This is a genomic window from Deltaproteobacteria bacterium (assembly GCA_016874735.1).
Lineage (GTDB): Bacteria > Bdellovibrionota_B > Oligoflexia > Oligoflexales > CAIYRB01 > CAIYRB01.
In genome coordinates this window covers 258,741-282,286 of sequence record VGTI01000001.1, presented here as the reverse complement: position 1 = coordinate 282,286, position 23,546 = coordinate 258,741, and the positions used below count along the sequence as shown (strand labels likewise).

Annotated in this window: 21 protein-coding genes; 10 read left to right on the top strand and 11 right to left on the bottom strand. The window is 52.2% G+C overall.

Annotated elements, in window-relative coordinates; translation table 11 throughout:
• Positions 1-83: 83 nt before the first annotated feature.
• Together FJ146_01200 and FJ146_01195 are read right to left on the bottom strand one after the other, a co-directional pair.
• Positions 84-1,895 carry a HAMP domain-containing protein gene (locus FJ146_01200; protein MBM4250571.1) on the bottom strand — a complete coding sequence of 604 codons (1,812 nt, stop codon included), beginning with the start codon at positions 1,893-1,895 and terminating at the stop codon, positions 84-86.
• Positions 1,892-3,268, bottom strand: coding sequence for a sigma-54-dependent Fis family transcriptional regulator (locus FJ146_01195; protein ID MBM4250570.1), 1,377 nt, complete (start codon positions 3,266-3,268; stop codon positions 1,892-1,894). Before FJ146_01195 ends, FJ146_01200 begins: the two co-directional genes overlap by 4 nt.
• A gap of 172 nt (positions 3,269-3,440) precedes the next feature.
• Here FJ146_01195 and FJ146_01190 point away from each other — a divergent pair, with 172 nt between their 5' ends.
• Entirely contained in the window at positions 3,441-4,829 is a 1,389-nt protein-coding gene (locus FJ146_01190; protein ID MBM4250569.1) for a hypothetical protein, read from the top strand.
• A gap of 6 nt (positions 4,830-4,835) precedes the next feature.
• Here FJ146_01190 and FJ146_01185 read toward each other — a convergent pair whose 3' ends face one another.
• On the bottom strand, positions 4,836-6,551 hold the full coding sequence (locus FJ146_01185; protein MBM4250568.1) for a ChaN family lipoprotein: 1,716 nt from the start codon (positions 6,549-6,551) through the stop codon (positions 4,836-4,838).
• 141 nt (positions 6,552-6,692) lie between these two features.
• On the opposite strand from FJ146_01185, the gene FJ146_01180 reads away from it, so the two are divergent.
• From FJ146_01180 to FJ146_01160, 5 genes are read left to right on the top strand one after another with little or no spacing between them, the layout of a single operon-like run.
• On the top strand, positions 6,693-7,652 hold the full coding sequence (locus FJ146_01180; protein ID MBM4250567.1) for a methionyl-tRNA formyltransferase: 960 nt from the start codon (positions 6,693-6,695) through the stop codon (positions 7,650-7,652).
• Positions 7,649-8,296 carry a phosphoribosylglycinamide formyltransferase gene (locus tag FJ146_01175; protein ID MBM4250566.1) on the top strand — a complete coding sequence of 216 codons (648 nt, stop codon included), beginning with the start codon at positions 7,649-7,651 and terminating at the stop codon, positions 8,294-8,296. The genes FJ146_01180 and FJ146_01175 overlap by 4 nt, the downstream gene beginning before the upstream one ends.
• The gene (locus FJ146_01170; protein ID MBM4250565.1) at positions 8,283-9,152 is read left to right on the top strand and encodes a polyprenyl synthetase family protein; all 870 of its coding nucleotides are present in this window, start codon (positions 8,283-8,285) and stop codon (positions 9,150-9,152) included. The genes FJ146_01175 and FJ146_01170 overlap by 14 nt, the downstream gene beginning before the upstream one ends.
• Positions 9,153-9,189: 37 nt before the next feature.
• On the top strand, positions 9,190-9,456 hold the full coding sequence (locus tag FJ146_01165; protein ID MBM4250564.1) for a hypothetical protein: 267 nt from the start codon (positions 9,190-9,192) through the stop codon (positions 9,454-9,456).
• A complete protein-coding gene (locus FJ146_01160; GenBank protein ID MBM4250563.1) occupies positions 9,416-10,513 on the top strand; it encodes a hypothetical protein in 1,098 nt (365 codons plus the stop codon). Before FJ146_01165 ends, FJ146_01160 begins: the two co-directional genes overlap by 41 nt.
• Positions 10,514-10,525: 12 nt before the next feature.
• On the opposite strand, the gene FJ146_01155 is transcribed toward FJ146_01160, so the two are convergent.
• Complete coding sequence (locus FJ146_01155) at positions 10,526-11,233, bottom strand: hypothetical protein (GenBank protein ID MBM4250562.1); 708 nt, start codon at positions 11,231-11,233, stop codon at positions 10,526-10,528.
• Between the two features lie 207 nt (positions 11,234-11,440).
• The gene (locus FJ146_01150; GenBank protein ID MBM4250561.1) at positions 11,441-12,388 is read right to left on the bottom strand and encodes an Rpn family recombination-promoting nuclease/putative transposase; all 948 of its coding nucleotides are present in this window, start codon (positions 12,386-12,388) and stop codon (positions 11,441-11,443) included.
• A 232-nt stretch (positions 12,389-12,620) separates the two neighbouring features.
• On the opposite strand from FJ146_01150, the gene FJ146_01145 reads away from it, so the two are divergent.
• A complete protein-coding gene (locus FJ146_01145) occupies positions 12,621-13,781 on the top strand; it encodes an ATP-binding protein (GenBank protein ID MBM4250560.1) in 1,161 nt (386 codons plus the stop codon).
• Positions 13,782-13,909: 128 nt separating this feature from the next.
• Here the strand turns inward: FJ146_01145 and FJ146_01140 are convergent, their stop codons facing one another.
• Positions 13,910-14,080 (bottom strand): hypothetical protein, encoded by a 171-nt coding sequence (locus FJ146_01140; GenBank protein ID MBM4250559.1) that lies wholly within the window; start codon positions 14,078-14,080, stop codon positions 13,910-13,912.
• Between the two features lie 128 nt (positions 14,081-14,208).
• Between FJ146_01140 and FJ146_01135 the strand changes: the two genes are divergently transcribed.
• Complete coding sequence (locus FJ146_01135) at positions 14,209-14,682, top strand: SDR family oxidoreductase (GenBank protein MBM4250558.1); 474 nt, start codon at positions 14,209-14,211, stop codon at positions 14,680-14,682.
• A gap of 132 nt (positions 14,683-14,814) precedes the next feature.
• On the opposite strand, the gene FJ146_01130 is transcribed toward FJ146_01135, so the two are convergent.
• The 3 genes from FJ146_01130 to FJ146_01120 form a co-directional block, all read right to left on the bottom strand.
• The gene (locus FJ146_01130; GenBank protein ID MBM4250557.1) at positions 14,815-15,996 is read right to left on the bottom strand and encodes a hypothetical protein; all 1,182 of its coding nucleotides are present in this window, start codon (positions 15,994-15,996) and stop codon (positions 14,815-14,817) included.
• A gap of 828 nt (positions 15,997-16,824) precedes the next feature.
• Complete coding sequence (locus FJ146_01125; protein ID MBM4250556.1) at positions 16,825-17,772, bottom strand: Rpn family recombination-promoting nuclease/putative transposase; 948 nt, start codon at positions 17,770-17,772, stop codon at positions 16,825-16,827.
• Between the two features lie 183 nt (positions 17,773-17,955).
• Positions 17,956-18,603, bottom strand: a complete 648-nt coding sequence (locus FJ146_01120; protein MBM4250555.1) for a TetR/AcrR family transcriptional regulator — start codon at positions 18,601-18,603, stop codon at positions 17,956-17,958.
• Positions 18,604-18,732: 129 nt separating this feature from the next.
• Here FJ146_01120 and FJ146_01115 point away from each other — a divergent pair, with 129 nt between their 5' ends.
• Positions 18,733-19,635: a sterol desaturase family protein gene (locus FJ146_01115; protein MBM4250554.1), complete on the top strand. Its 903-nt coding sequence runs from the start codon at positions 18,733-18,735 to the stop codon at positions 19,633-19,635.
• 49 nt (positions 19,636-19,684) lie between these two features.
• The gene (locus FJ146_01110; protein ID MBM4250553.1) at positions 19,685-21,415 is read left to right on the top strand and encodes a choline/carnitine O-acyltransferase; all 1,731 of its coding nucleotides are present in this window, start codon (positions 19,685-19,687) and stop codon (positions 21,413-21,415) included.
• A gap of 24 nt (positions 21,416-21,439) precedes the next feature.
• Here the strand turns inward: FJ146_01110 and lexA are convergent, their stop codons facing one another.
• Both lexA and FJ146_01100 read right to left on the bottom strand, forming a co-directional pair.
• Positions 21,440-22,156 (bottom strand): repressor LexA, encoded by a 717-nt coding sequence (gene lexA / locus FJ146_01105; GenBank protein ID MBM4250552.1) that lies wholly within the window; start codon positions 22,154-22,156, stop codon positions 21,440-21,442.
• Entirely contained in the window at positions 22,153-23,484 is a 1,332-nt protein-coding gene (locus FJ146_01100; GenBank protein ID MBM4250551.1) for a M48 family metallopeptidase, read from the bottom strand. Before FJ146_01100 ends, lexA begins: the two co-directional genes overlap by 4 nt.
• Positions 23,485-23,546: the final 62 nt, after the last annotated feature.

Sequence of the window (23,546 nt, the reverse complement as noted above, 5' to 3'; positions counted from 1 at the left end):
ATAACCAGCTGAAATAATTGCCTAATAATTCTGGCCGGGTAGCCAAGAAGTCGCAGTTCTGAGAATTTTTCTCGGCCAGTTTCTCAAATTTGAGAATTTAGCGGAAAACTCAAGGCTACCTCTGACCCACGCTGCCTGCTACCCCCCGCGAGGTCACTTCTGGGTCCGATAGCCACTTCGCCGCGGTGCGCATCCATAATCTTTTTGACTGTACTGAGTCCTAGTCCGGTACCTTTCTCCTTGGTTGTAAAGAAGAGGTCAAACAGCCTGCCAGCTGGATGCGAGGGCAGTCCGATACCATCGTCGCGCAGGATGACTTTCGCCGCATTACCATCGGCTTGCACGTCCACTGTTAATCGGCCATTGATCGACATCGCTTCCACGGCATTTTGTATGAGATTTACTAAAGCCTGTTTGACCCGGTCTGGATCGAGATTTAGCTTCAACTGCTTGGGACTTACAATGACGTCACAGCGAATCTGCTTACCCTCAAAAACGCCTCGATAAAGCTCTACGGTATTCTTCACTAAGGCCCCCAGATCGGTTGTCTGCAATTGCAAGTTTAGGGGACGAGCATAATCAAGGATGCTTGAAACTAAACGGTCAAGGCGACCTATTTCCCCGCGCAGATCTTTAGTGACCTGCACTCTCACGGCATCGCTGCTTTTGGCTAGCTCTAGGCGCGACAGGAGCAGGGACATAGCATTGAGGGGATTACGAATTTCATGCGCCAAACTAGATGCCAGCGTGCCGATAGCAGCGAGTCGCTCACTGTCTATGAGTTTACGCTCGCTCTCCTCTAGGCGCTCGAGTATCCGTTCTTGAAAAGCCGCAACTTTACTGCGCATCTTATCGAATTCAGAAGCGAGAAAGGCCACCTCGTCAATACCTTCGGGAATAGTGAATGGCTGCGCAAAATCACCTGTAGCCACACGTTGCGCCCCATCAACGAGCGTCATAAGTGGACGCGTGATCGATCTTGTTAACAAATAGGTGAGCAGTATGAGCAGTCCAATCAGGACCACGGTCGCAGCGAGAATAACTTTTGCAGCCGATTTGATAGGGCGCGTGACCTCGACCAGATCCCGCTCAACAACAACGTACCAGCGGCGGTTGGGAATCTTAGATACCGTACCTAACACCTGACTGCCGTTGAAGTTGGGGTACTGACCTACCCAAAACTCCTGATTTAAGTGCTTAATGAGTGGCGTCGCAATCAAATGACTCTCCAGGAGTCGGTCGATACCGGTCTTACCCGGGGTAATAAACCGAAGTGCTGAATCGATCAAAAAGGCATCAGTATTCGGCAGCACCCCAAGCTGCTGATCCATCACATCATAGATCCAGGACATGTTGACTTGTCCCACCAAGACACCTTTGGTGATGGTGCCATTGCTAATCGGCGTCGATACGAGCTGAATCTTCCCTTCATCGGATGTGTAGATATCCGAGAAGTTAAACTGGCGCAGTCCAGAGATAAAGAACGCTTGCTGCTTCCCGGGTATGTCGTACCAGCTTGGATCGGTAGCGCCGACACAGGTACCGTTGCGATTGTAGACCGCTAGCTCTTCAAATAGCGCTAGTGAGGTGAGCCTATTCTGTAAAAACTCTTCGATCTCCGTTTTATTTGGCTCACTTCGTCGCAGTTCCTCTAGTAGAAAACCGTGGTTCTCCAGTGAGTCTAGAGTCTCCTCAATGTGGTTGAGCTGCCTTTGTACCTGCCGCGATAAGTTGATCGACATGATACGCAGCTCGTTCTCGGCATTAGCTCTGATCGTCTCATCGGCAAACTTAAGTCCCGTGACACTGAATAATAATGCCACGCCGACCAGCAGCAGCCCGAAAAGCGTAAATATACGCCAGCCGATCCTTCGTAAGGGACGTGGCCACCTCACCGCGGATCATCCAAGCGTTTTGAGGAGATATCGAGTTCCTCTAGTTTTCTGTATAGGCTTGATAGACTCATACCAAGGGCTTTAGCGGCCTCCTTTTTATCACCAGACACACTCGATAGTACCTGTAGTATGTGATCCCGCGCGAAGACCCTTAGTGCGTCGTCCAACTTCTGCGGTAGCGTCGACGCCTGCGATGATGCGGTAAGCGTCACCGGGAAGTCGTCCACATCGATGCGATCTTGATTTTTACTGAGAATAATGGCGCGTTCGATGATGTTTTCAAGTTCTCGAACATTTCCTGGCCAAGGATAGGATACAAGATGCCGGATAGCGTCACTGGACAGGGGGCGCATGGGTCGTCCTAGCTCTTTCGTATATTTCTCGACAAAATGGCGGGCTAGCATAGGGATATCATCACGACGCTCGCGCAGTGGTGGCATCTTTATCTCTACCACATTCAGGCGGTAGAAGAGATCTTGTCGAAAATGACCTTGCGCCACCTCTGCTGCCAAATCACGGTTGGTTGCGGCGATGACACGCAAATTCACCTTGATCGATTTAGTATCACCAACCGGTGTGATCTCCCTCTCCTGGAGCGCGCGTAAGAGTTTAACCTGGAGGTTTTTCGGCATCTCGCCAATTTCATCGAGAAAGAGTGTGCCCTCACTTGCGACAGCAAAAAGCCCCTGCTTGTCTGCCAGCGCCCCCGTAAAGGCCCCCTTTTTATGGCCGAAGAGCTCACTCTCCAGCAAGTTTTCCGGCAGGGCGCCGCAGTTTATAGCGACAAATTTATTGGTCGCCTGAGGACTCATCCGGTGAATGGAGCGAGCCACGACCTCTTTGCCAGTACCACTTTCCCCTGTGATCAGCACCGTCCCGCGGGTTTGCGCCACTTGCTCGATGATCTTGCCAATTTCGAGCATCGGAGCTGACTCACCGAGCAAGGTGCCAGGATCAGTCTGTCTGTTCATTTCACCGCGGAGAAAGTTGACCTCAAGCTGCAATGCACGTCGATCACGGATGATCGCTAGTCTTCGCAGCAATGACTCAACGTTGAGCGGCTTTAGCAAGTAGTCAACAACCCCAAGTCTCATGGCGTCGATCACACCCTGAACATCGGCATAGGCCGTCATAACGAGAATGGCAGCCTCGGGACACACTTCACTAGATTTGCGAGCGACATCAAGCCCGGATCCGCCGGGCATCCTAAAATCCGTAAGGACCGCCTCAAAATTGCCCTCTGTCAAGGCCTCGGCAGCCGCATGGACATCGCTAGCGGTGGTTACGTGATAGCCGTCCTCAGACAAGATCGACGCAAGTGTCTCGCGTTGCAGTTGCTCATCGTCAACGACTAGTATGCTTAGTGGACGCATCACACACTCTTCGGTTGGTGTTCCTTCAGAATCCCGCCTGACGGGATCCAGAATAATCTAACATGAGGCTGGGACAACTCCCCACTTTTTGCCATTATGACCATATCAATGAACTAAATACTAACGCTCCCTACTCCGATCAGCAGCTCAGACATAGGTCGGAGATTTAGCCGTGAAAGCTCAATGGCGTCTGATAGTCTTAGCGATAGGTGGAACTGCCCTATTTCAGTCCTGCGGCGCATGGCAGAGGCTGGGGCGGGCCAGCCTGGACGTCCGCACGCAAGGCGGGAATCGTCCGCAAAAAGTCGCCGATGTGGTAGCATTACCGCCATTAGACCCAAGTACGAACCCCGACCCCACTCCGGCTAGCACGCCTCCCCCTGGGCCTGAGCCCTCGGGACCTAATGAACCAGAGTCTGTTCCACCCACTTTACAGGCGACCACCGGACCGGTAGTAGGCAGCAACCAGATCACCCTAGAACTCGGTACCAAAAGAGACTGGACCAAAATCGAGATGCACCGCCAATCCGGCAGCGCCGCGCCCAACTGCGACGAAGGTGTAGTCATCGGCGCTTATAGCGATCAATCAATTAATCCCATCACCTTCACAGACCAAACCGATGCTGCCGGTCAGTTGTTTAGCTACAGCGCGTGCCTTTTCGATCAAGACAGCAGTGTCTTGAGAATCGCGGCGCCACAGGCATCCTCCACTAAACCGCAAATTATGTTCACAACGGCACCAACAGTGCCTGGCAATCTTGGCGGTGGGGCAGGGGCAGCAGATGACCGCTGCCAGCAATTTGCCAATAGAAGCCCCCGTATTCACTTGCGGCGCGAGCAGCGCTGGCGCGCCGTTCTCTCGGATGAACACGTCGGGGCGAAGTCCCGCGTACGCATTCTAGGGCAGATTGCTGCCTCCGACTACAGCGTCACCAATGCCTTCCATACGCTATTTGCCGACGAGGCTACATTTTGGAACATTGGCCTCAGCGAAAGTAGCGGACCCATTTTGGATGCCACCGGTAACCCAACACAGTCCCCTGTGTGGACAGGTACCCAGAGTGATGGCTCGTTTTTGGCCGGACTGACCTGTAACAATTGGGGCTCGTCAAGTGCTGCCGCGTTTGGGCAGACGGGCGATTCCTCGACACTCACAGGGGCGGGATGGCTCAGTGGTGGCGGCCCTGGGGGATGTGACCTCCAAAGGTCACTTTACTGTATCGCCGAACCTCCACCAATGATCGAAGCAAAGTCAGCTACTGGTCCTGCAGGTGGTATCGAGCTCACAATCACGCCCCCTAGCGGCTCCTTTGACGGCGCCTATATCGCGATTAGACGGCGCGCTGCTGCTGCTGGCCTGCCGAGCCTCAGCTGCGACTCACCCTTTGACACACCGATCACCACGATTTCTCAGCTAATTGCGGGCCCAGTCCATATCCACGATGACCTTACTGCTGCCGCTGTCGCCTACCACTATACGGCTTGCCTCATCGACGCAAGCGGCCAGATCATTTATGCAACGCGCGCAGTATACACGGTCGCCAGTCAGCCTGCGTCGTAGCCGCGACTAATTCTGCATGAGTTTATAAAGCCAAACGACATCGTTCCAGAGCGACTGAGTGCTACTGTGATTACGTCGAAAAAATCTTTTGACCTGAACCGTCGTGATCTTATTGGCGATAACTTTTTTATACAGGGCAAATCCCAACATCTGACCTATTGCCCGGCTAAAGTGATAGTCACTGTCTGCATCGAGTTGTAGCAGAGACCGTGGTATCGGTGGTTGTACTTTGTCATCTTTTGCTAGCGCAATCTCCATCCATCGATCAAACCGCAAAATGCCGCTCGTCGCGCGGGCCCGCATGTCGGAGCGTTGGCTACCTTTGATACCGCGCTGTCGCCTTGCGAGTTGCCGATAGTGGTGAAGCTCCATGCACTTACGGCGTGGATTGAGAATCTTAGATGCAAGCATACCCATTGTTGCTTTTACAATCCGCCGAAGAAATTCATCGCTCTTGCTGTCACTATAGTCATCGAATCCACTGAGCAAACTATGCAGATATTGCCCTGCGGCTTCAGCTAGGTTATTGATTGAGATATCGGCAAGCAACACTGTATTAGTGCGTGCGAGAAAATATACACCGTCACCACCAGCTCTACCGATGATACGATTGGCCTCAAGCTGCTCAAATCCACCATCACGCATGATGTGCGAGAGAAAATCGCCACGCGGCGAAAAATGGATGTGAAAACTCTCCATCGCGCTAGAATCGATGCTCACCTGCAGGAATCCAGCTAGCTCTTTGACAAAGCCGAGAAATTGAAAATCAACGTCATAAGTTTCTTCGTGATTGACATCGATATCTTGATCAAACTCAGCCTCGTGATTACTGGTGTGCCAGGCCCCCATGTGGCGCATCTCTTCCCACAGGGCAAATGATTGCCACTTCATCCATGGCGGGGAATTCATGATGCAGAAGAAATCTTTACGTAGTCTTAGGTACTCTGTGGAAGCATGAGAATTGGGCTTCTGACGACTGAAGTAATAAGAATCGATATTATTCAATATGCGCATGACCTTACCCTTGCGGCCACGCCTTCGATGTTCGGCTGCAAGGGCTTTGGGCAGGTGATCATCAGCGAGGTGGTATTCACCTATCAAACAAACGATCTTGTGCCCTGGATATTTTTCCGCTGCGTCGATGAGGCATTTAGCGGCGAATCGATCGCGCACTGAGAGCAGGTCGCGTCCAGCATTATCAGAGTTAATGCCAATGACTGGTAGTTTCCTTGCCTTGGCGAAATCGAGGATCATCTTGAAATTCTGCCAGGGAAAACCCCACTCCACGGCATAATTGATGCCGTCAAGAAAGGCCTCCTCGGTGAGCCCTCCTGCGAGGTAACCATCAATAAAGTCCTGATCTACGTGCTTGAACATTTCCAGCGCGATGACCACCTTGTCCGTGCGCTGCCGATCGACGTAGGAGCGCACCAGTCTGAGTAGTCCGCGCTGCGACTGACGCAGAGTGTGAAAATCACCGTAAAGCACAAACTCATGACGCTTTAGGGCATCCAAGACGTCTGTTTGGGAGGTCAGAACAAAACGTGTGGGCAGACTGCGTTCGAATCGCGCCGAGTAGGACAAAATTCGTCGCGAGCTGTCACCGACTATGGCACGTGCCTCTTTGAAGGCCTTGTCATAAAGCGACTGCTGCAGCTGTCTTAATTGTGCCAAGGTCGAACTAGGCACGACGAAACTCTCTGGTGGGCGGAGTGGCAGGATGGGGCAGGATTACCATTCTCATTTTAGCAAGATATCGCGCAATTGACGAGGTATGCGGCGCAAACGAGGCCTATCGATGGACTTGCGCGCTCAAGTTGACTATAAGTCGGACGGTAGCATTGTGACTGTTTATGAGGCTTTATGCGCCTGATCTTCCTCGGTTCTCCGGAACCAGTTATCGCTCCGCTCAAAACTCTCCTCGACACCGCTAAAAGCCGCGGTGACGAGGTCGTTGCGGTCGTCAGTCAACCGGCTCGGCCCGTGGGACGCGGAGGTAAGATGGCGGATCCTCCGGTGGCGGCTTATGCCAAGACCTTGGGTATCACCACGCTGCAACCGGAAAAAGCCAGCGATCCTGATTTCTTAGCCGCTTTTGCCGCGCTTAAGCCGGATCTTGCGATCACGGCAGCGTATGGGCAGATTTTGCCCAGTGCTTTTCTCAGCACGCCCCGTCGGGGCACCATCAACATCCACCCCTCGCTACTCCCCAAGTACCGCGGAGCCATACCGGTCCCCGCCTCCCTACTGGCAGGCGATGAGGTCAGTGGCGTCAGCGTGCTCTTCACCGTACAGAGGCTGGATGCCGGGGCCATCATCGTCCAGGAGTCCTTGCCCATCGGGCCCGATGAGACTTCCGGCGCGCTCACCACCCGCTATTTTGAGGCCAGTGGCCCCTTGGTGCTCCGGGCTATCGATAAGCTGCGTGACCCCAGCTTCACGGGAACACCCCAAGACGAGACTGCCGTCACGCACTGTCGCAAGATTGATAAAAACGACGGGGAGGTCGATTGGACTCAACCCGCCGTTATCATTTATCGGCGCTTTCGTGCCTTTGAGCCTTGGCCTGGTAGCTTCACCCATCTGGCTGATAGAAGGCTGGGGCTTGTCGAGATCAAGGCCGCTCCATCAGCTCTATCCTCTGCCGCCCCCGGAGCGGTCAGTTACGACAAGAAGGATCGCGTCCTACGCGTCGCTACCGGTGAGGGACAGCTACTCATACATCGACTCAAACCAGCCGGCGGCAAGGTGATCACGGCTGAAGCCTTCTGGAACGGACTGAAAGACCGTGAACGCGTACAGTTCACTAAGGTAGCTCCATGACTCATCAGAGCAAAGACAGCATGCTACCAGCAAAGCTGGCCATTGCCGTGTCAGGTGGTGGCAGGAGTCTCGCCAACTTTATCGCCAGGTCCCAGAGTGTTTCGGAATTTCAGGTCGCAGCTGTGATTGCGTCCACACCCAACTGTCGCGGCGTCAGTATCGCGCGAGAGCATGGCATACCTGTATTTGTCGGTGACTTTGTCAAAGATGCCGATGTGACGGCGCATGCACTGGAAGAGTGGCTGCTATCACAGAATATCGATTGGATCGTGCTGGCAGGCTTTATAAAGCGCTTTCCCGTACTCAAACCTTGGCAGCACCGCTTGATCAACATTCACCCAGCGCTGCTACCTGAGTTTGGTGGTAAGGGCATGTATGGTGACCGTGTTCACGCAGCAGTCCTAGCCGCTGGACGCGACGTGAGTGGTGCTACGGTGCATTTTGTTAACGATCACTATGACGAAGGCGCGATTATTGCTCAAGCCGTCGTTCCCGTGCTGCCTAGTGATGATACGCACAGTTTGGCTGACCGTGTGTTTGCGGCTGAATGCAAGCTCTATCCTGAAGTGATGCGTCGACTGATCAACGGCACCCTGCCGTTACCGAGTGGAGCAATTGAGAGGTACAACCATGAGCGCCTTTGAATCGCAGCTGCAACATTGGCAATCCCTCTTTAACGACGCTCTGGCATCACACATTGAGCGTCATTATGCCGGTACTGACCCAGTGACCGCAGCGATCAAGTATGCGCTGCTAGCTGGAGGTAAACGAGTCCGTCCCGCACTCTGTCTTATGACTGCCAAAGCACTCGGTGGCGATCCGGAACGGGCCCTCCCGGCGGCGCTCGCGGTTGAATTCGTGCATACTTACAGTCTGGTGCATGACGACTTGCCGTGCATGGATAACGACGACTTACGTCGCGGCAAACCGACAACGCACAAAGTCTTCGGCGAGGCACAAGCGCTACTGGCGGGTGACTCATTGCTCACCGACGCCTTTGGGTTGATCGCAGCCCATCCACAACTGAGCACTGCTGCCATGGTGAAGGAACTGGCCCATGCGGCAGGTGGCCGTGGCATGGTCCTGGGGCAGAGCTTGGACCTATACTGGACGGCACGTCAGGGCGCATCGCGCGCGGATCTGGACCGCATCCACGAACTCAAGACGGGACGACTCCTAGGCTGTGCTGCCGCCCTTGGCGCTCTAGCCGTTGAAGCACCGATGCCTTCGGTGGAACGTCTGCGTCGTTTTGGTGAGGGTTTAGGCCTAGCCTTCCAAATCACCGATGATCTCCTAGACGAAGCCGCGACCACTGGCAAGTCGGCTGGTAAAGACAAGGAGTCGGGCAAGCTCACCTACTTGGCTATGATGCCACCCAATGCAGCGCGCGACGCTGCGGCATTGGTGTCCGCGGCTGCGATGGCCGAGCTAGTAGGGATTGTAACGCCAAACGGCGATCTACAGCAGTTTGCTCATTGGCTGCTAGGTAGATCGTCCTAAGCACTAGCGACTCAACTCAGGTTAGAGGACAGTAGTTATGCAAAAGTTGACCGAAGAAAATTATGATCACTCCGTCCTCGTCTTTCGCGACCGCCAAGCCGGGATTAGTGAAATCTACGACCCCGAAAGAGACAGCTTCAGCTATAATGCCTATTGTCTCGAAAAGAAGCTGATGAAAGAGCTGTTTACCTGCGAGTACGATTTTCTTACCGACGCGCTTGAGGTCATCAATGAGGAATTCGGGTCTTGGGACTTGGAGAGCTTTGACAAAAAAGGCTGCGGCAGCTGCGTCGCTAAGAAGTGAGGCTGCCGCCTTTTTGATGGCTCGGTTGGCGGCCATGCTGGGCCTCACCTTCACGTGTCATCTAGCATTCATGGCGCCAACTCTTCTAGCTGCCGACGCCATGCCCGGCGACGAGGCCTTGCGGGGGCAACTCTTCAAGGATCAAATCAACAAACCTGCGTGTAAACAGGTTAGGATTAGCACCCGTGGTCAAACCGGCTTAGCCCCCGGCTTTGATGCCTTTATCGCTGACCTCATCAAAGGCGTTCGCACCAAGGACGCCATGGTGATGCAGCCACTCTTTCACCCCCGCCTCAACACGAGCCTCTTCGCGGTTAAGGAAATGCTGACCAAGATTGACGCCACTCTCGGCGGTCCCTTGGACGTATCAGTCTATCGTCTATGGGCCATCAATACCGTCGATGGCACGCCCAAAGGCCAACTCTGCGACAGCGACGAAGCAACGGTATACCCGCACTACGGCTACTCCCTGCAATTTGGCATCTGGCTCCAGATCATGGGACAGAGGGAAATCGGGCGAGCCTTCGCCACCATCGTACCCGTCGGCGACAAATGGTATTTAGGATCGTTTTACGCCCAGCAGTGGACGCATGCGGACAAAGATCCCGTGGCGTGGATTCAGCAGGCTAATAAGGATCTAGAGAAAGGCCATAAAGAGGCTGCCTACATTGAGTACGACCTAGCTGCTAAGCTCCTAGAAGTCGGCAAGAACCTGAGCCTTGAGCTTACAACCCAAGTCAACACAGCCCGTGATCAAATCATGAAGCAACCTGAATTTGTAAGCTTCATGGCCAAGACTCTAAACGGTGAATCGGTCGTCTATGCCGCCTCGATGCTGGTGACCGATGGCGCGGGAATTATGGTACGCCTCAAAGTTCCAGGTGAGGTCGCTCTTAATGACATGAAGCAGCGATGCCGCAAGCTCACCGACCAACTCGCCAAACAAAGTTGGTCAAGTGGACTGAGCGGCCTAAGGTGTGCATTTATACTGCCATCCGAGAAGCCTGAACTAGACGGAGCCTTGGGTAGTATTTACATACCGTTTAAGGGCGACTAGGGCTCACTTCACCTAATTGACGATTTTAAGTGTGATACTGCCACCCACACTCACGGTCACATAACCGGTTGCATTAACGTTTTGTTTACCCGCAACCATCACGTCGATCGAACTATCGGCGATTTGCGCTTTGGCATCGGCGTCGATACTGAGGTTACCTAAAACGTTGACGGTGGCCGCTAGGCAGTACCAGCCATTGGGATTGAGCAAGCGGTACTTGGCTGTTCCGAGCACGTTAACTCCGGCCGGGATCAGGATGAGTTCGGGCGCCACCGTTTTCTGTGTGTCATCGATGGCCGTGCCGATCCCAAATACCATCACACCAGGCACGAGGGTGCGGAACTGTGATTGCTCAGTAAATGGGGCTTTGCCGTTCCAGGACTTAAGGCATTTACTAACGTGCTGCCTATTCATGAGCTCTGTCGTGGTTTGTTGTGCCACTTGCGTGCCTGAGCCCGATTGAGTCGTAGGGTCTACAGGTTTCGCCGCAGGCGGTTGACTAGTCTGTGCCGTGGTCGTTTGAGACGCTGGATCGGGCTTTTGTCCATCGGTTGTAGAAGCCCCCTGGACAGCTGTCGTTTGCGAACTCTCGGAGCCACTGCCGTTGCCGTAGCTTTGGACGATTTTCTTTAGGTCTTCAGCATCACGCATGCCACACGCTACCAGCTGGGCGGCAACACTGACAATCGCTACGGACGGAAGAATCCAATGCTTTTTCATAGCTTAGACCCTTCCTATAAGGAGTGATGGAGGCAGAAAAATTGTCTAGCACATACAGGCTGATCGGAATTATGCGGGTTTTGCTTGATGGGTCCGTGAGTAGTTTTACTGTACATTGTAAAGTTACGGCACGAACTTTCCGCAAGTCTTGACGCTCTAAATTAACCTTGCCATGTGCACCAGTCATCTATGTAAACTGAACTACGCCTAGTGCCCTGTAGCGCGCAGCTTATCAACCTCGTCCACACTCAGTCCGCAAAGAGTCGCAAGCTCCTTACTTGATAATCCCGATGTAGCAACATTGCCGAGTAGCCCATGAAGCAGTGTAATCTTTGCGTTTCGTTCGCCCTCTGCTATACCCTCTGCTATACCCTCTGCTCTGCCTCTTGCTTCACCTTCTGCTATACCCTCAGCTCTACCGCGTGTCAGTGCGTACTCGAGATCACTCTCGTAGTCGCGACGACCGCGCTCGCGCATGCGGGCTATCTCACGCTTCTCCTCGTCGGCGGAGATTTCTTCTAGCTTCTTTTTGGCTTTCTTCAGTGCTGGCATGGTGGCTATCACCTCGTCGAGTCCCGCAAGTCCTAATTGATGAGGACTATACAAAAACTGGCACCAAAGTGCCAAAGCCAAGTCTTCCTGCGAGTGAAGGACGGCTGGCAAGTTGCGGATGATTTTGGGAATCTCGACAAAGTGCATGGTAAATAGGGGTGGCAGCTGAGCCAGGTTAGACTGCTCCTTCATGCTGAAAACGTAGTGACCATGATCAGCCGGTGCCTCTGGGAAACCAATGGCATTGAGGAGAAAGATGGTAGATACGGGTTTCAGGCTTTGGTATCGCTGACCACGACTTAGCTGCGCGTTGATCACGCGACTGCCGTAGTAATAGGCTCGCTCCGGGATATATGACCTCCATGCCATCTGCATCTCTAAGTCGACAAGTCTACCGTCGCTGAGCTCCATCAGGATATCGAGCACGGTATCTTTGTCCCGTATGTGTTTCTTGGGCAGATGCGGGTTTTTTACCGTCGCTGTTACGATCGGTGACTCTGGTCTTAAGATCGCAGTGAGTAAACTAATACGCAGATCTTCAGTATCATCACCCGCCAGCATGTATTTAAAAACCGCATCGTTTTTGGGATCCAGTAAATCCATTCGTTAGCTCCTCCGTCCTGAGGAGCCGAAGATGAAGGATTACATTGCAAAATGCCAAAGACATGCAGATGTCAGTGAGAGCGATGGTGTTTAACTACAGAGGATGGCGCTACTAAATACGAGGCTGACATCTGTATGGCGGCGTATTCATGTCAGGGGCGGACTTGACATGCGTTGATAATACCGCGTATTATCAACACTAGGTATTTTTACACAATAACCATTGAGAATTATGATGTCTTTTGTCGCTAGATGCCTTAGCAACGAGCTCACAACCACATCCAAAAGCATGCTCCTTCTCGGGCCGCGTCAGACTGGCAAGTCCACACTACTCAAGGCGATCTTCCCTGCTGCGATGCAGATTAATTTGGCCGACGAAGGCACTTACCTGGACTTTGCCGCTGATCCCAGACGCCTCGAAAAGGTCTTGGGTGCTAGGGTTGGTAAGCAAGAGGTCTTTATTGATGAGATCCAACGCTTACCTAGTCTTCTTAACACCATTCAGAAAATTTTGGACGAAGGACGTGGGCTGCGTTTCATCCTAACTGGATCAAGCGCTCGCAAACTCAGGCGGGGTCAGGCCAATTTGCTGCCGGGGCGAATCCACACGTTCACGCTTGGTCCTTTAGTCTCTGCCGAGCTGGACTATGTCGCTGACGAGCATGCGCTCATGGCCTTTGGGTCGCTACCGGGAATTTACACGGAGCCAAGCAGCAAAGACAAGATGAAGACTCTTTTGTCCTATGCTGCCACGTATTTAAAAGAAGAGATCCAAGCCGAGGCCTTAACGAGAAACATCGAAGGCTTTGCCAGATTTTTAAAGTTCGCAGCCGTCACGTCCAACCAATTTCTCGACATTCAAAAACTGGCCTCACAGGCACAGATCAATCATCAGACCGCGCGCCGCTATTTTGACATCCTTGACGATACGTTGATTGTGCACCGAATCAATGCCTTCGCAAAGTCGACACGGACTCGACTCGTGCAACACCCCCGGTATTTTTTCTTCGATACGGGAGTATTAAACGGCTTACTCGGGAATTTCACGGTCAGTGATGATCGCAAAGGTCAACTTTTTGAAACTTTGGTTGTCACGCAGTGCATTCATAGCATCGCAGCGAAGGATCTTATGGGCATGCGACTTTCTAGCTATAGGACCGAGCATGGTGCAGAGGTTGACCTAATCATCGAACATCCGAACAGCACCATAGCTCTCGAAATAAAGGCTACTCGGAATATTGGACCCTCGGACCTAAGTGGCCTCGCCAGTTTTGCCAAATTTTACGGCAAACCGCATCGTTCCATCATCGCTTATCAGGGGGCTGAAAAGCTCCAGATAGGTAATGTAGAAGTGTGGCCATGGCAGCAGGCATTGCAGGAGATCGCGCTTTAGTGAGCCTAGTAGCCATTAGCCCATAAAGAATAAGACGGCTCAACTTTAGCATTAGGATTCGACAAGATGATATTAGAGGATCGCGACTAAGGCTGCTCTCCCATTGCTCAGTAACTAAGACCGAAACCTTAGGGGAAGAGCGGATCCGTAGCGGCACTAACGGGAACTTGGCTCATATCCCTGGGCCAAGTCACTGATAAACGCCCAGAGAAGTTAGCCGCGCCAAAAAGTACGTCGAATACTCCCAAAATTTTTGTCTCAACTACCTGTAAATACAATACCACACTTGCTGCTACCAAAACTCATTCACCTGCGGTCCGCCGGGCGGCATGACCGGGATGATGTAGGATCAGTTAGCGAGTTTGGGCGATGAGGCTGATGCGCAAGGCTTTAGTCTGAATACTCATATCCTGGATGTGTCGGAGGCATTTTATCGGAGCCGTTTATCGAGAAGATCTTCGCCACCAATCTCACGAGTACCTTTGAACTTAGTCGGCTAGCTCAGCTCTACCTTAAACAAAGTAAGCAAAGCTCAATGGTCCATATTTCGTCTGTTGCTGGACTCTCCGCCCTCCAGACTGGCAAACCTTATGACATGACTAAAGCCGCGATGATTCAAATGACCAAGAACATATCTACCGATTGGGCACGCGACAGCATCAGAGTCAATTGCGTCGCACCATGGTTTATCGAAACGCCCCTGACTGAGACGGTCCTTTCCAGCGAGATCGACCATCAGAAGAACATTACGCGCACTCCGCTACGGAGAGTCGGGACACCGGAAGAAGTCGCCAGCGTAGTTGCGTTTCTTTGTCTACCCGCCGCATCCTATATCACAGGACAAACTTTGGCCGTTGATGAGCGATTTACGGTTAATGGGTTTGAAAATCACTGGTGGTAAAATAAACTACATTATGATACCCCACTCGATTTTTGGATCATCGACGTGGGGTAAAGTAATTTTTGTTTTAAATGATAGGCAATTCAAGAGTTACTTTTGAGATCATTTTTTTCCAAATTCTTCCGAATTCGTTCATTTACCTGCCTTTATTTGGTTGGCCAGAAAAGTAACAGCCTGACTCTCACACGGCTTTTCGCCACTGGATGTGGCTTCCGGCGCCTTATTCGAATTACTAAAGTGCCATCCACAACCTTTTGCCGCTCCACCATCGGAGTCGCCGAATTTCCACCAAAAATCATGAAAATTTCCGGCCTTCCTGATAGTTTTGTAATCCCAACCGAAAGAACACGTGCAATAGTAAGTGTAATCCTGACATCCGTTAGTACTATTACCATATTGAGGGACCTTACTTGTCGCCTCTAAATTATCTGGAATATTGATGCCACTCGCTGCTAACATTTCACGATGACGCGGTTCGTGTCTCCCCCATTCAGTTTGCCAAGGCTTTTCATCTGGAAACGAAACGTAGTCACGCGCGATACCATGAGTGCACTCACGGCCGACCACGTCATCCAGGGTCGCCATGCCTCGTGTGCTCTGCAAAGTCGGCGGCAATGAATTCGCCCCAGCCTTCCCGCTGCAAACATTATAGTTTTGGACTGGGTTCATGATACCGCCTGAATCAATTATGCAATTATTAACTGCTTGTTGATACAGATTTCTCATACTGGCATCAAGCGCAGCTATCGCAGTTTTTACCTTTTTTTCATCGACTTCTGCTCTATCCTTGTCGGTAGGAAAAAATTTAAGTAGTGCAGTAGCGAACTCCGATCCTGCTGCGATAGCTTTAGACCAGTCGAGAAGACCGAGCTCAGCGCGTTTCTTATCTGAGCCAGCCGCTAAGGCGCCCATCGCCACTATCAGTTCTCCAGCTCGAGCAGCTTGCAGATGCTGCTTGTACGTAAACTGACTCAAAGCCTTCTGCAGCCTAGACTTATCTTGACCTGCCGCCAGCTGTGCTAACAAGATCTGTCTGTTTAACTCAAAGTCAATCGCACTAACTGGATCGTTCTCAATTAATTTGTGGAGTTTTTTTCTCGTAAAATTTGACGGCAAGTCTTTATTAGGATCTCGCCCCAGGATACGTGTCTGACTCTTCAAGGTTCTGACGTAGTCGGGAAACACGGTATCATTGATCTTTATACTCATTGCGTCAGAGTCTCTATCTTGAATTTTTGCCTTTATGACATTCTCAAGAGCCTGCTTAAATTCAGCCGAACCTTTTACGCTTTCGTATCCTCCAAAAACCGCCATTGACTCTTCAGATGCTTTTACTTCTGATCCGAATTCGGCCTTGTTTACGGAACATCCTGGTATAATCGATGTGATAAACACAGTTGCTAATATCGACGAAACCAGTAATCCTCTCCGACCGTGCGCCGATTTTTTGGACCTAGATAAGCTCACATGACCTAAGAGGTTCCTGACTCGAGACTCGTTCAAACGAGTTCTACCCATAGAAATGGTTCGCATGCTGTCTCCGTTAAAAAAAGGATTTGCGCTGCATGGATTCCGCTGTGCGATTTCCGCGCCAACTCTCATGCCCGGATTTTTCTGACAGCCTTTCAACCCACGCAACATGCGAGATTTTAGGCACATTACGATTGCCTGCGAGGCGGTTCTTCGACCCCAGAAAATGGCAAATACAGTGCCACCGAAAGATGCCTAAGCATTTTTCAGTTTACTGGTTTTTCGGAGGATTTTTTGTCGCAAGCACCAGCGCACACTATCTTTTAGTGGCTTTTGTACAGTTATACGACAGTGACTAATGCCTGAGCGCAGCCTGGCGCCCTTGCCATCACTATAACATGTAATGCGAAAATAGTGCCAATATTGATGAGAGTCTTAGTTGACATGGGCATGACACGCCTGCCTAGCGGATAGCGGATATTTTATGCCATGCATTGCGCAACTTAACGCCGCTTAATGATGAGTCTCAAGGGATGGTTACGTGTGCAGTTTCGGAACCTGTGGGCACCTGATCTCTGTCGAAGATCTTGGCAATTATGCGGGATTTTTAGCAGGAACAAACAGCTCCCTATTTATTTTCATCAAAAAAATTGGAGAGTTCTCGCGGGGTGTTTAAGGTTTAAATATACTAGACGCAGCAGTTGAGTCAGCGCGCAGGTTCTCAACCTCGTCCACACTCAGTCCGCAAAGAGTCGCAAGCTCCTTACTTGATAATCCCGATGTAGCAACATTGCCGAGTAGCCCATGAAGCAGTGTGATCTTTGCTGCTCGTTCACCCTCTGCTCTGCCCCTTGCTTCACCCTCTGCTATACCCTCAGCCCTACCGCGTGTCAGTGCGTACTCGAGATCACTCTCGTAGTCACGACGACCGCGCTCGCGCATGCGGGCTATCTCCCGCTTCTCCTCGTCGGCGGAGATTTCCTCTAGCTTTTTTTTGGCTTTCTTCAGTGCTGGCATGGTGGCTATCACCTCGTCGAGTCCTGCGAGTCCTAATTGATGAGGACTATACAAAAATTTGCACCAAAGTGCCAAAGCCAAGTCTTCTTGCGAGTGAAGGGCGGCTGGCAAGTTGCGGATGATTTTGGGAATCTCGACAAAGTGCATGGTAAATAGCGGTGGCAGCTGAGCCAGGTTAGACTGCTCTTTCATGCTAAACACATAGTGGCCGTGGTCCGCTGGCGCCTCAGGGAATCCGATGGCATTGAGCAAGAATATAGTCGAGACCGGCTTCAGGCTTTGGTAGCGCTGACCACGACTCAGCTGCGCGTTGATCACACGACTGCCGTAGTAATACGCGCGCTCCGGGATATATGACCGCCATGCCATCTGCATCTCTAAGTCGACAAGTCTACCGTCACTGAGCTCCATCAGGATATCGAGCACCGTATCTTTATCGCGGATATGCTTTTTTGGCAGATGCGGGTTTTTTACCGTCGCTGTTACGATCGGTGACTCTGGTCTCAAGATCGCCGTCAGTAAACTGATCCGCAGATCTTCAGTATCATCACCCGCCAGCATGTATTTAAATACCGCATCGTTTTTGGGATCTAGTAAATCCATTAGGTAGCTCCTTCGCCCTCAGGAGCCGAAGATGAAGGATTACATTGCAAAATACCAAAGACATGCAGGTGTCAGTGAGAGCGATAGTGTTTAACTACAGAGGATGGCACAACTAAATACGAGGCTGACATCTCCATTGCGGCGCTGTCATGTCAGCGGAGGACAGACGCACCTCACTTGCCATCATCCGCTCCCCTCAACTCCCGCGAGTAAAATCGCGCAGAGATCCTCGATTACCGCCTCAAGGTGCGCCGAATCCTTGAGTGTTTGCCCCCGGAGTTGATGGAGAAAGACATCAAGCCGCACTTGCTGCACCATAGCTCCGTGGATTGCTAGGGCGACGGTACTTGGATTGAGGTGAGGTTTTAACCAGCCTGATGATTGCCCATGCTCGATATAGGTCATGATGCGCTTATACCAGGGTGCGTAGCGTTGCTGCACCATGGTCTTAAAGATGAGGCTATCGCGCTCCTGCTCGCGCTGCACCAAGCGGTGCATGTTTGGATTAGCGACATGGGAGCGCATAAAATCGGCGATAAAATGACGCCACCCCTCAAAGTAACGCGTCCGATCTGGAGTGATTTGGAGTAACTCAGGTTTATTGAGATAGCTCTCGATATACTCGAGAGCGGCCTGTAGGAGTCCGTCTTTACCGCCGAAGTAATACGAGATCAGACTGATATTGAGCCCACTGGCGTCAGCAATGTCACGGGTGGTAGTCCCGTCAAAGCCGCGCTCGGCAAATAACTTAATCGCCGCATCAATAAGAACCTGTTTAGAGTCAGCGGCTGATCGCACCTTGGAGGCGCGTCTAGATCTAGTCTTCGGCACTTTTTACCCGTTATTACAGTATGTTGAGTAAATTTATTAATCACTTGATTGACAAATTCAATCAAGTGATTAAGCTTAATTTATGGGCGGTGTTGTCGCCCAGACCCCATCTAAAGAGCTTTGGGAGCTATGGTCATGCATACGATCCAATCTTTTCTTGAGTATTCTCCCTACATCGTAGTTAGCATCGCTTTGCTCGAGTTTGTGGTGACTTTAGCGCTACGGAGCAAACAGCGCGACCGCAAAGAAACTTTGGCTAACCTGGCCATCTGGGCCATCAACCGCCCACTGAACTGGCTCCTAACGGGCACAGTTTTGGTGACAGTGCTGACTCACGTAGCCCAATGGGCCCCACTGAAGCTGCCTCTTAACTGGTGGACAGCCCTACTAACCTTTGTTGTGGCCGACCTCCTCTACTACTGGAACCATCGTCTCTCTCACGAGATCAGACTGTTTTGGACTTATCACTCCGTCCATCACAGCTCCAAGGAGTACAACCTATCTACAGCGGTTAGGCTGCCGTGGATTGGGATCTTAGGTGATTTGCTATTTTATGTGCCACTGGTTTTGCTCGGGATGGATCCTGTGTTGCTGGCGATCAGCAAATATCTGGTGTTGCTCTATCAGTACTGGATCCACGTGGAATCGGTTGGGCACTTGGGTTGGTTTGACCATTATTTTAATAGTCCAAGCAACCACCGTGTGCATCACGCTGCCAACGAGTCCTATCTTGATAAAAACCACGGTGGCATTTTGATGATATGGGACCGCCTTTTTGGCACCTATCAAGCTGAGTTGAAAGAGGTGCCGGTGCGCTTTGGGCTCACTAAGCCGCTTAATTCCTATAACCCGTTCGTGATCAATTTTCACGAGACCGCGCTTTTGCTGCGCGACATGCGCGACGCCGGTAGCTTTAGTGTCGCCATCAAGTATGCCTTTAAAGGGCCAGCCTGGCGTCCTGCTCCCGCATCACACCAGGTAGCTGATCATCAAACCGATCATCAAACCGCAAGGCAGTCCCTAGCCAACTAAGTCCGTTGTGGTATGCTGGCGCTTTGCGCGCACCAGTAAGGACTTCGCCGTGGACGTAAAGCCGCTCAGTCTGAGGCCAATGCCACCAGTAAAAGATACTCTGGCCGAACTTCGTGATGCGGCGCGCTATGCTGAGACGTCTCTGGGAGATCGATGGCGACGCGATATTTTCTTTACCGTCGCCAGATCCATCATCGAGCGTAGTGCGACTCTTAAACAGGGTGCCGCGCGCGATTGGCAGAATCAAACGATGACAGACGCCTACTTAACCGGGCGTGAGTCCTTAGCTTTGTTCTCCAATATTTCTTATCTCTTTGAGAAGCCGGATCAAAATATTTCTGCCGTTGAGCGGGCAGCAAATCTCACACGACGAGCACTGCTGTTTCACAGGGAACTAAAGACTAATTCCCTGGCCCCTGAAGTGGAGTCTGGTTATCTGCTGGAGTCTGAACAGTATCCCTACTTTTTCGGCACCAGTCGTCTGCCAGGTGAGTTAAAAGACGCGCGCCTTCACGTCCCGGACGCACGGCACTTCGTCGTCGCTTACCAAGGTCATTTCTACCGCATCGACCTGGACGACACCGTGCCGACCTGCGCGGATTTGGTAGCAACATTCCAGGGCATCGTTGCATCACCTAGAGACACGGAGGCCCAAGTCGGCCTGCTGACTGCGTTACCACGCCCGTCATGGGCAATGATCCGGCGACAACTCGCCACATCAGCAGTCAACGCGAGTTCGCTGAGCTCCATGGACGAGGCGCTATTTTTACTGGCTCTAGATTTTGACTTTAATGGGGATATGGATCAACAGAGCACGCATCGTACCGCAGCCATGCGTCACCTGATCTTGGGTAACTTCGCTAGTCGCTGGTTTGATAAAAGTCACCAGCTCATCGTCACTGGTGACGGGACTGCGGGTATTAATCGCGATCATTCATTCCTCGATGGTCATCCGACGCTACGTTATGTCCAGTATCTGAACGCGGAGCTCGAGACGTCGTGCGTTGGGGGGAAGGCGCTTAATTTTGCCTCAATAAAATGGCAGATCGACAATCAATTGGCTCAAACCATCGCGACCACGGCAACCATGCTCCATGCAGAGGCTGAGCAGTTTGCCATCGACACTTGGGATGCGATGGAGCTAGGCACAGTAGAGGCTAAGGCGCTAGGTCTTAATGCCGACTTCATCATGCAGGCAGCTATACATATGGCCTGTTTTAAAGTGTTTGGCCGCTTTATAAATAGTACCGAAGCCGTGCACATGCGCCACACCCAATCTGGTCGCTACGACTCTATATTGACTCTCACGCCCGCCATGGCGCGGCTAGTGCATGAGTTTGGTGAGGCCCATCAAACCGAGCGACGTCGTCTTATCAGCGCAGGGCAGGAGGCTCACCGCGACCGCATCCGTGCGTGCAAAAAGGGCCATAGCCCAGTCCTGCATCTAACGGCCTTACTCAGCTCAAACATCACCTGGGGACCACTGAGCCTCAAGTCGGACGGAATCTACTGGCGTGGACGCCATCGCATCATGGCAGCGCCGTGGCAGGATATCACCGCGTGCACCGTCACGACCTCGCATCCTGGAGCGCGTCCTGGACTTGCGTGTTCAGGATTCACTGACACTTACCCTGGTGTCGTTGGGGTGAGCTATCTCGTTAAGAGTGACCGCACGACTATCTATCTTAAGGCTGATCACGACAAGCTAAGCGTTGCCGCTCCCATCAAACGGGAGATTGCGCAGGCGCTGGTTGATCTCATGGCAGCTGCCAGATCGTAATGGCGCAGATCGTAATGGCGCAGATCAGGATAGCGCGCGCTGCAAGGCCACAACCTCGCCGATCACCTCAAAAGCATCTTGGCTGGCGTAGATATTCTGGAAGCGAGGATTCTCTGGTTTCAAAAACCAGCCAGATTTGTCCTCGTGCATGAGGCGCTTGACTGTCACGTCGCCGTCTAGACGCGCGACGACGATACTACCCTTTTTGGGATCGTTGTTAACTTTGACCACCAGAAAATCGCCGTCCAAGATGCCTGCACCCACCATACTGTCGCCGGTGGCTTGCAGCGCAAACAAATTCTGCGCCTTGAGCGACTGCCGTGAGCTGGCCGACACGAGAGAGAGCGAGACTCTCAGGTTGCCAATGCGCTCCTCGACAGCTAGCACGGGATTACCGGCTGGGACCTTGCCCAGTAGCGGCACGGCTAGCGCATCGGAAGTCTCCTCGAGCGCATCCTCGCCAGCCATCTGCTGGCGAGCCATGGCCGTGAGCACCAGAGCACGTGCCGACTGGCGCTCATTCTCCTCCAAAAATCCCTTACGCCGCAGTGCCATCACCAGATCCTGAGCCGAGCCTATGGCCTTATAACCCATATGCGCACAGATCTCGCGCAACGTCGGCGAGACGCCGGTCTTGGCACTCGCGGCACGGATGAAATCCAGCGCTTTTTCTTGCGTTCTCGTCAACTTGGTCATCGGTCTAACCACCGGTAACTGAGTAGCATGGTGCATGAGCGTCACGATGGATGCACCACCATCGGTTGCGCCTCATCTCGAGTATAACCCAAAGCCGTCAAGCGTTCGAGCAGAGGAGGATGAGAATGGTAAAAGGCCGAGAACAGTGGGTGGCTGAGCGGCATTCCGGCACTAGTCTCACGCAGCTTGAGGAGGGCACTGCCTAGCTCATGAGCGCTGCCGGTATGCTCCGTGGCAAAGCGGTCAGCCGCAAACTCGTTGCGTCTCGAGATCGCGTTGCCGATAGGCTGAAGGGCGAAATCAAGTAGCCCAAACCATAGCGAAAACACCACGAGAGCACCGTGGGCGGATACCCCACTGAGACCAAAGCTCTGGTAAAAGATGGTCATCGGTAGGCATAGGCTGAGCAGGTAAAAGATGAGCCCCGTCGCTAGGACGCCTCGGATCAGGGACCATCTCACATGATGCAACTTGAAGTGACCTAGCTCATGCGCCAAGACCGCTACCACCTGATGCGGGGCCATGGCCTGGACCAGCGTGTCGAACAGTACGATCCGCTTTTTACCAAAAACACCCGTAAAATAAGCATTACCGTGACTAGACCGCTGCGACGCATCCATGATCGAGATACCCGCCGTGCGGAATCCAACCTTAGCGGCGAGTGTCTCGATACCTTGTTTAAGTCCCTCATCCGTGACTGGCGTGAACTTGTTAAATAACGGCGCCAAAAAGGTAGGGTAAAGCCATGCGGTCAGGACACTAAAGGCGCTCAAAGCCACCCATGCATAGAGCCACCACCAGGTGCCGGCCGCCTGGATGAGCCACAGCAATAAACTTAAAATTGGCGCACCTAAAGCGACCGCTAATATGAGACCCTTCAGCCTGTCGACCCAGAATCCTCGTGGCGTCTGGCGGTTAAAGCCGTGCTTCTGCTCCAGGACAAAAGTTCGGTAATAATCAAATGGCAGACTAAAGACGCTACTTAAAAGGCCTAACAGGCCGAAAAAGTAGAGCCCGGTCACCAACTCAGATGGAAACGTGAGCTGACTCCCCTTTTGCGCCAAATTTTCAAGGACACCGAGACCGCCGACGATGAGAAATGCCAGCGTGCAGGCTAGTGATAACGTCCCTGCAACCCGGGCGAATATAAACTTATCGTTGCTGTAAGCCAGACTCTTCTGCATCGCGGCATCGCTGATACCGAGCATTTGACTGGCTAGACGCTGCCGCTCAGCAGAACTGTAATAGCTGCGATTGAGCGTCGACAAAAAACGCTCTACAGCCATCTGGCCTAAACGCAGGCTCACAAAAAGCCAAAGGATCATATTTGGGTCCCAGCTTTTGCCGAGAATGGTCTGACTTGATGCGTCCAAGTAGTGGTGCCTCCTCTTAGAGCCCCATAAGTTTCCCAGAAGCTAACATGATCACCGACTTT

What these genes read in the sequence shown, in the direction of transcription:
- FJ146_01195 (MBM4250570.1), bottom strand. Translation starts at nt 3,268, where the DNA reads ATGCGTCCACTAAGCATACTAGTCGTTGACGATGAGCAACTGCAACGC.
- FJ146_01180 (MBM4250567.1), top strand. Translation starts at nt 6,693, where the DNA reads ATGCGCCTGATCTTCCTCGGTTCTCCGGAACCAGTTATCGCTCCGCTC.
- FJ146_01175 (MBM4250566.1), top strand. Translation starts at nt 7,649, where the DNA reads ATGACTCATCAGAGCAAAGACAGCATGCTACCAGCAAAGCTGGCCATT.
- FJ146_01170 (MBM4250565.1), top strand. Translation starts at nt 8,283, where the DNA reads ATGAGCGCCTTTGAATCGCAGCTGCAACATTGGCAATCCCTCTTTAAC.
- FJ146_01165 (MBM4250564.1), top strand. Translation starts at nt 9,190, where the DNA reads ATGCAAAAGTTGACCGAAGAAAATTATGATCACTCCGTCCTCGTCTTT.
- FJ146_01155 (MBM4250562.1), bottom strand. Translation starts at nt 11,233, where the DNA reads ATGAAAAAGCATTGGATTCTTCCGTCCGTAGCGATTGTCAGTGTTGCC.
- FJ146_01150 (MBM4250561.1), bottom strand. Translation starts at nt 12,388, where the DNA reads ATGGATTTACTGGATCCCAAAAACGATGCGGTTTTTAAATACATGCTG.
- FJ146_01145 (MBM4250560.1), top strand. Translation starts at nt 12,621, where the DNA reads ATGATGTCTTTTGTCGCTAGATGCCTTAGCAACGAGCTCACAACCACA.
- FJ146_01130 (MBM4250557.1), bottom strand. Translation starts at nt 15,996, where the DNA reads ATGGCGGTTTTTGGAGGATACGAAAGCGTAAAAGGTTCGGCTGAATTT.
- FJ146_01125 (MBM4250556.1), bottom strand. Translation starts at nt 17,772, where the DNA reads ATGGATTTACTAGATCCCAAAAACGATGCGGTATTTAAATACATGCTG.
- FJ146_01115 (MBM4250554.1), top strand. Translation starts at nt 18,733, where the DNA reads ATGGTCATGCATACGATCCAATCTTTTCTTGAGTATTCTCCCTACATC.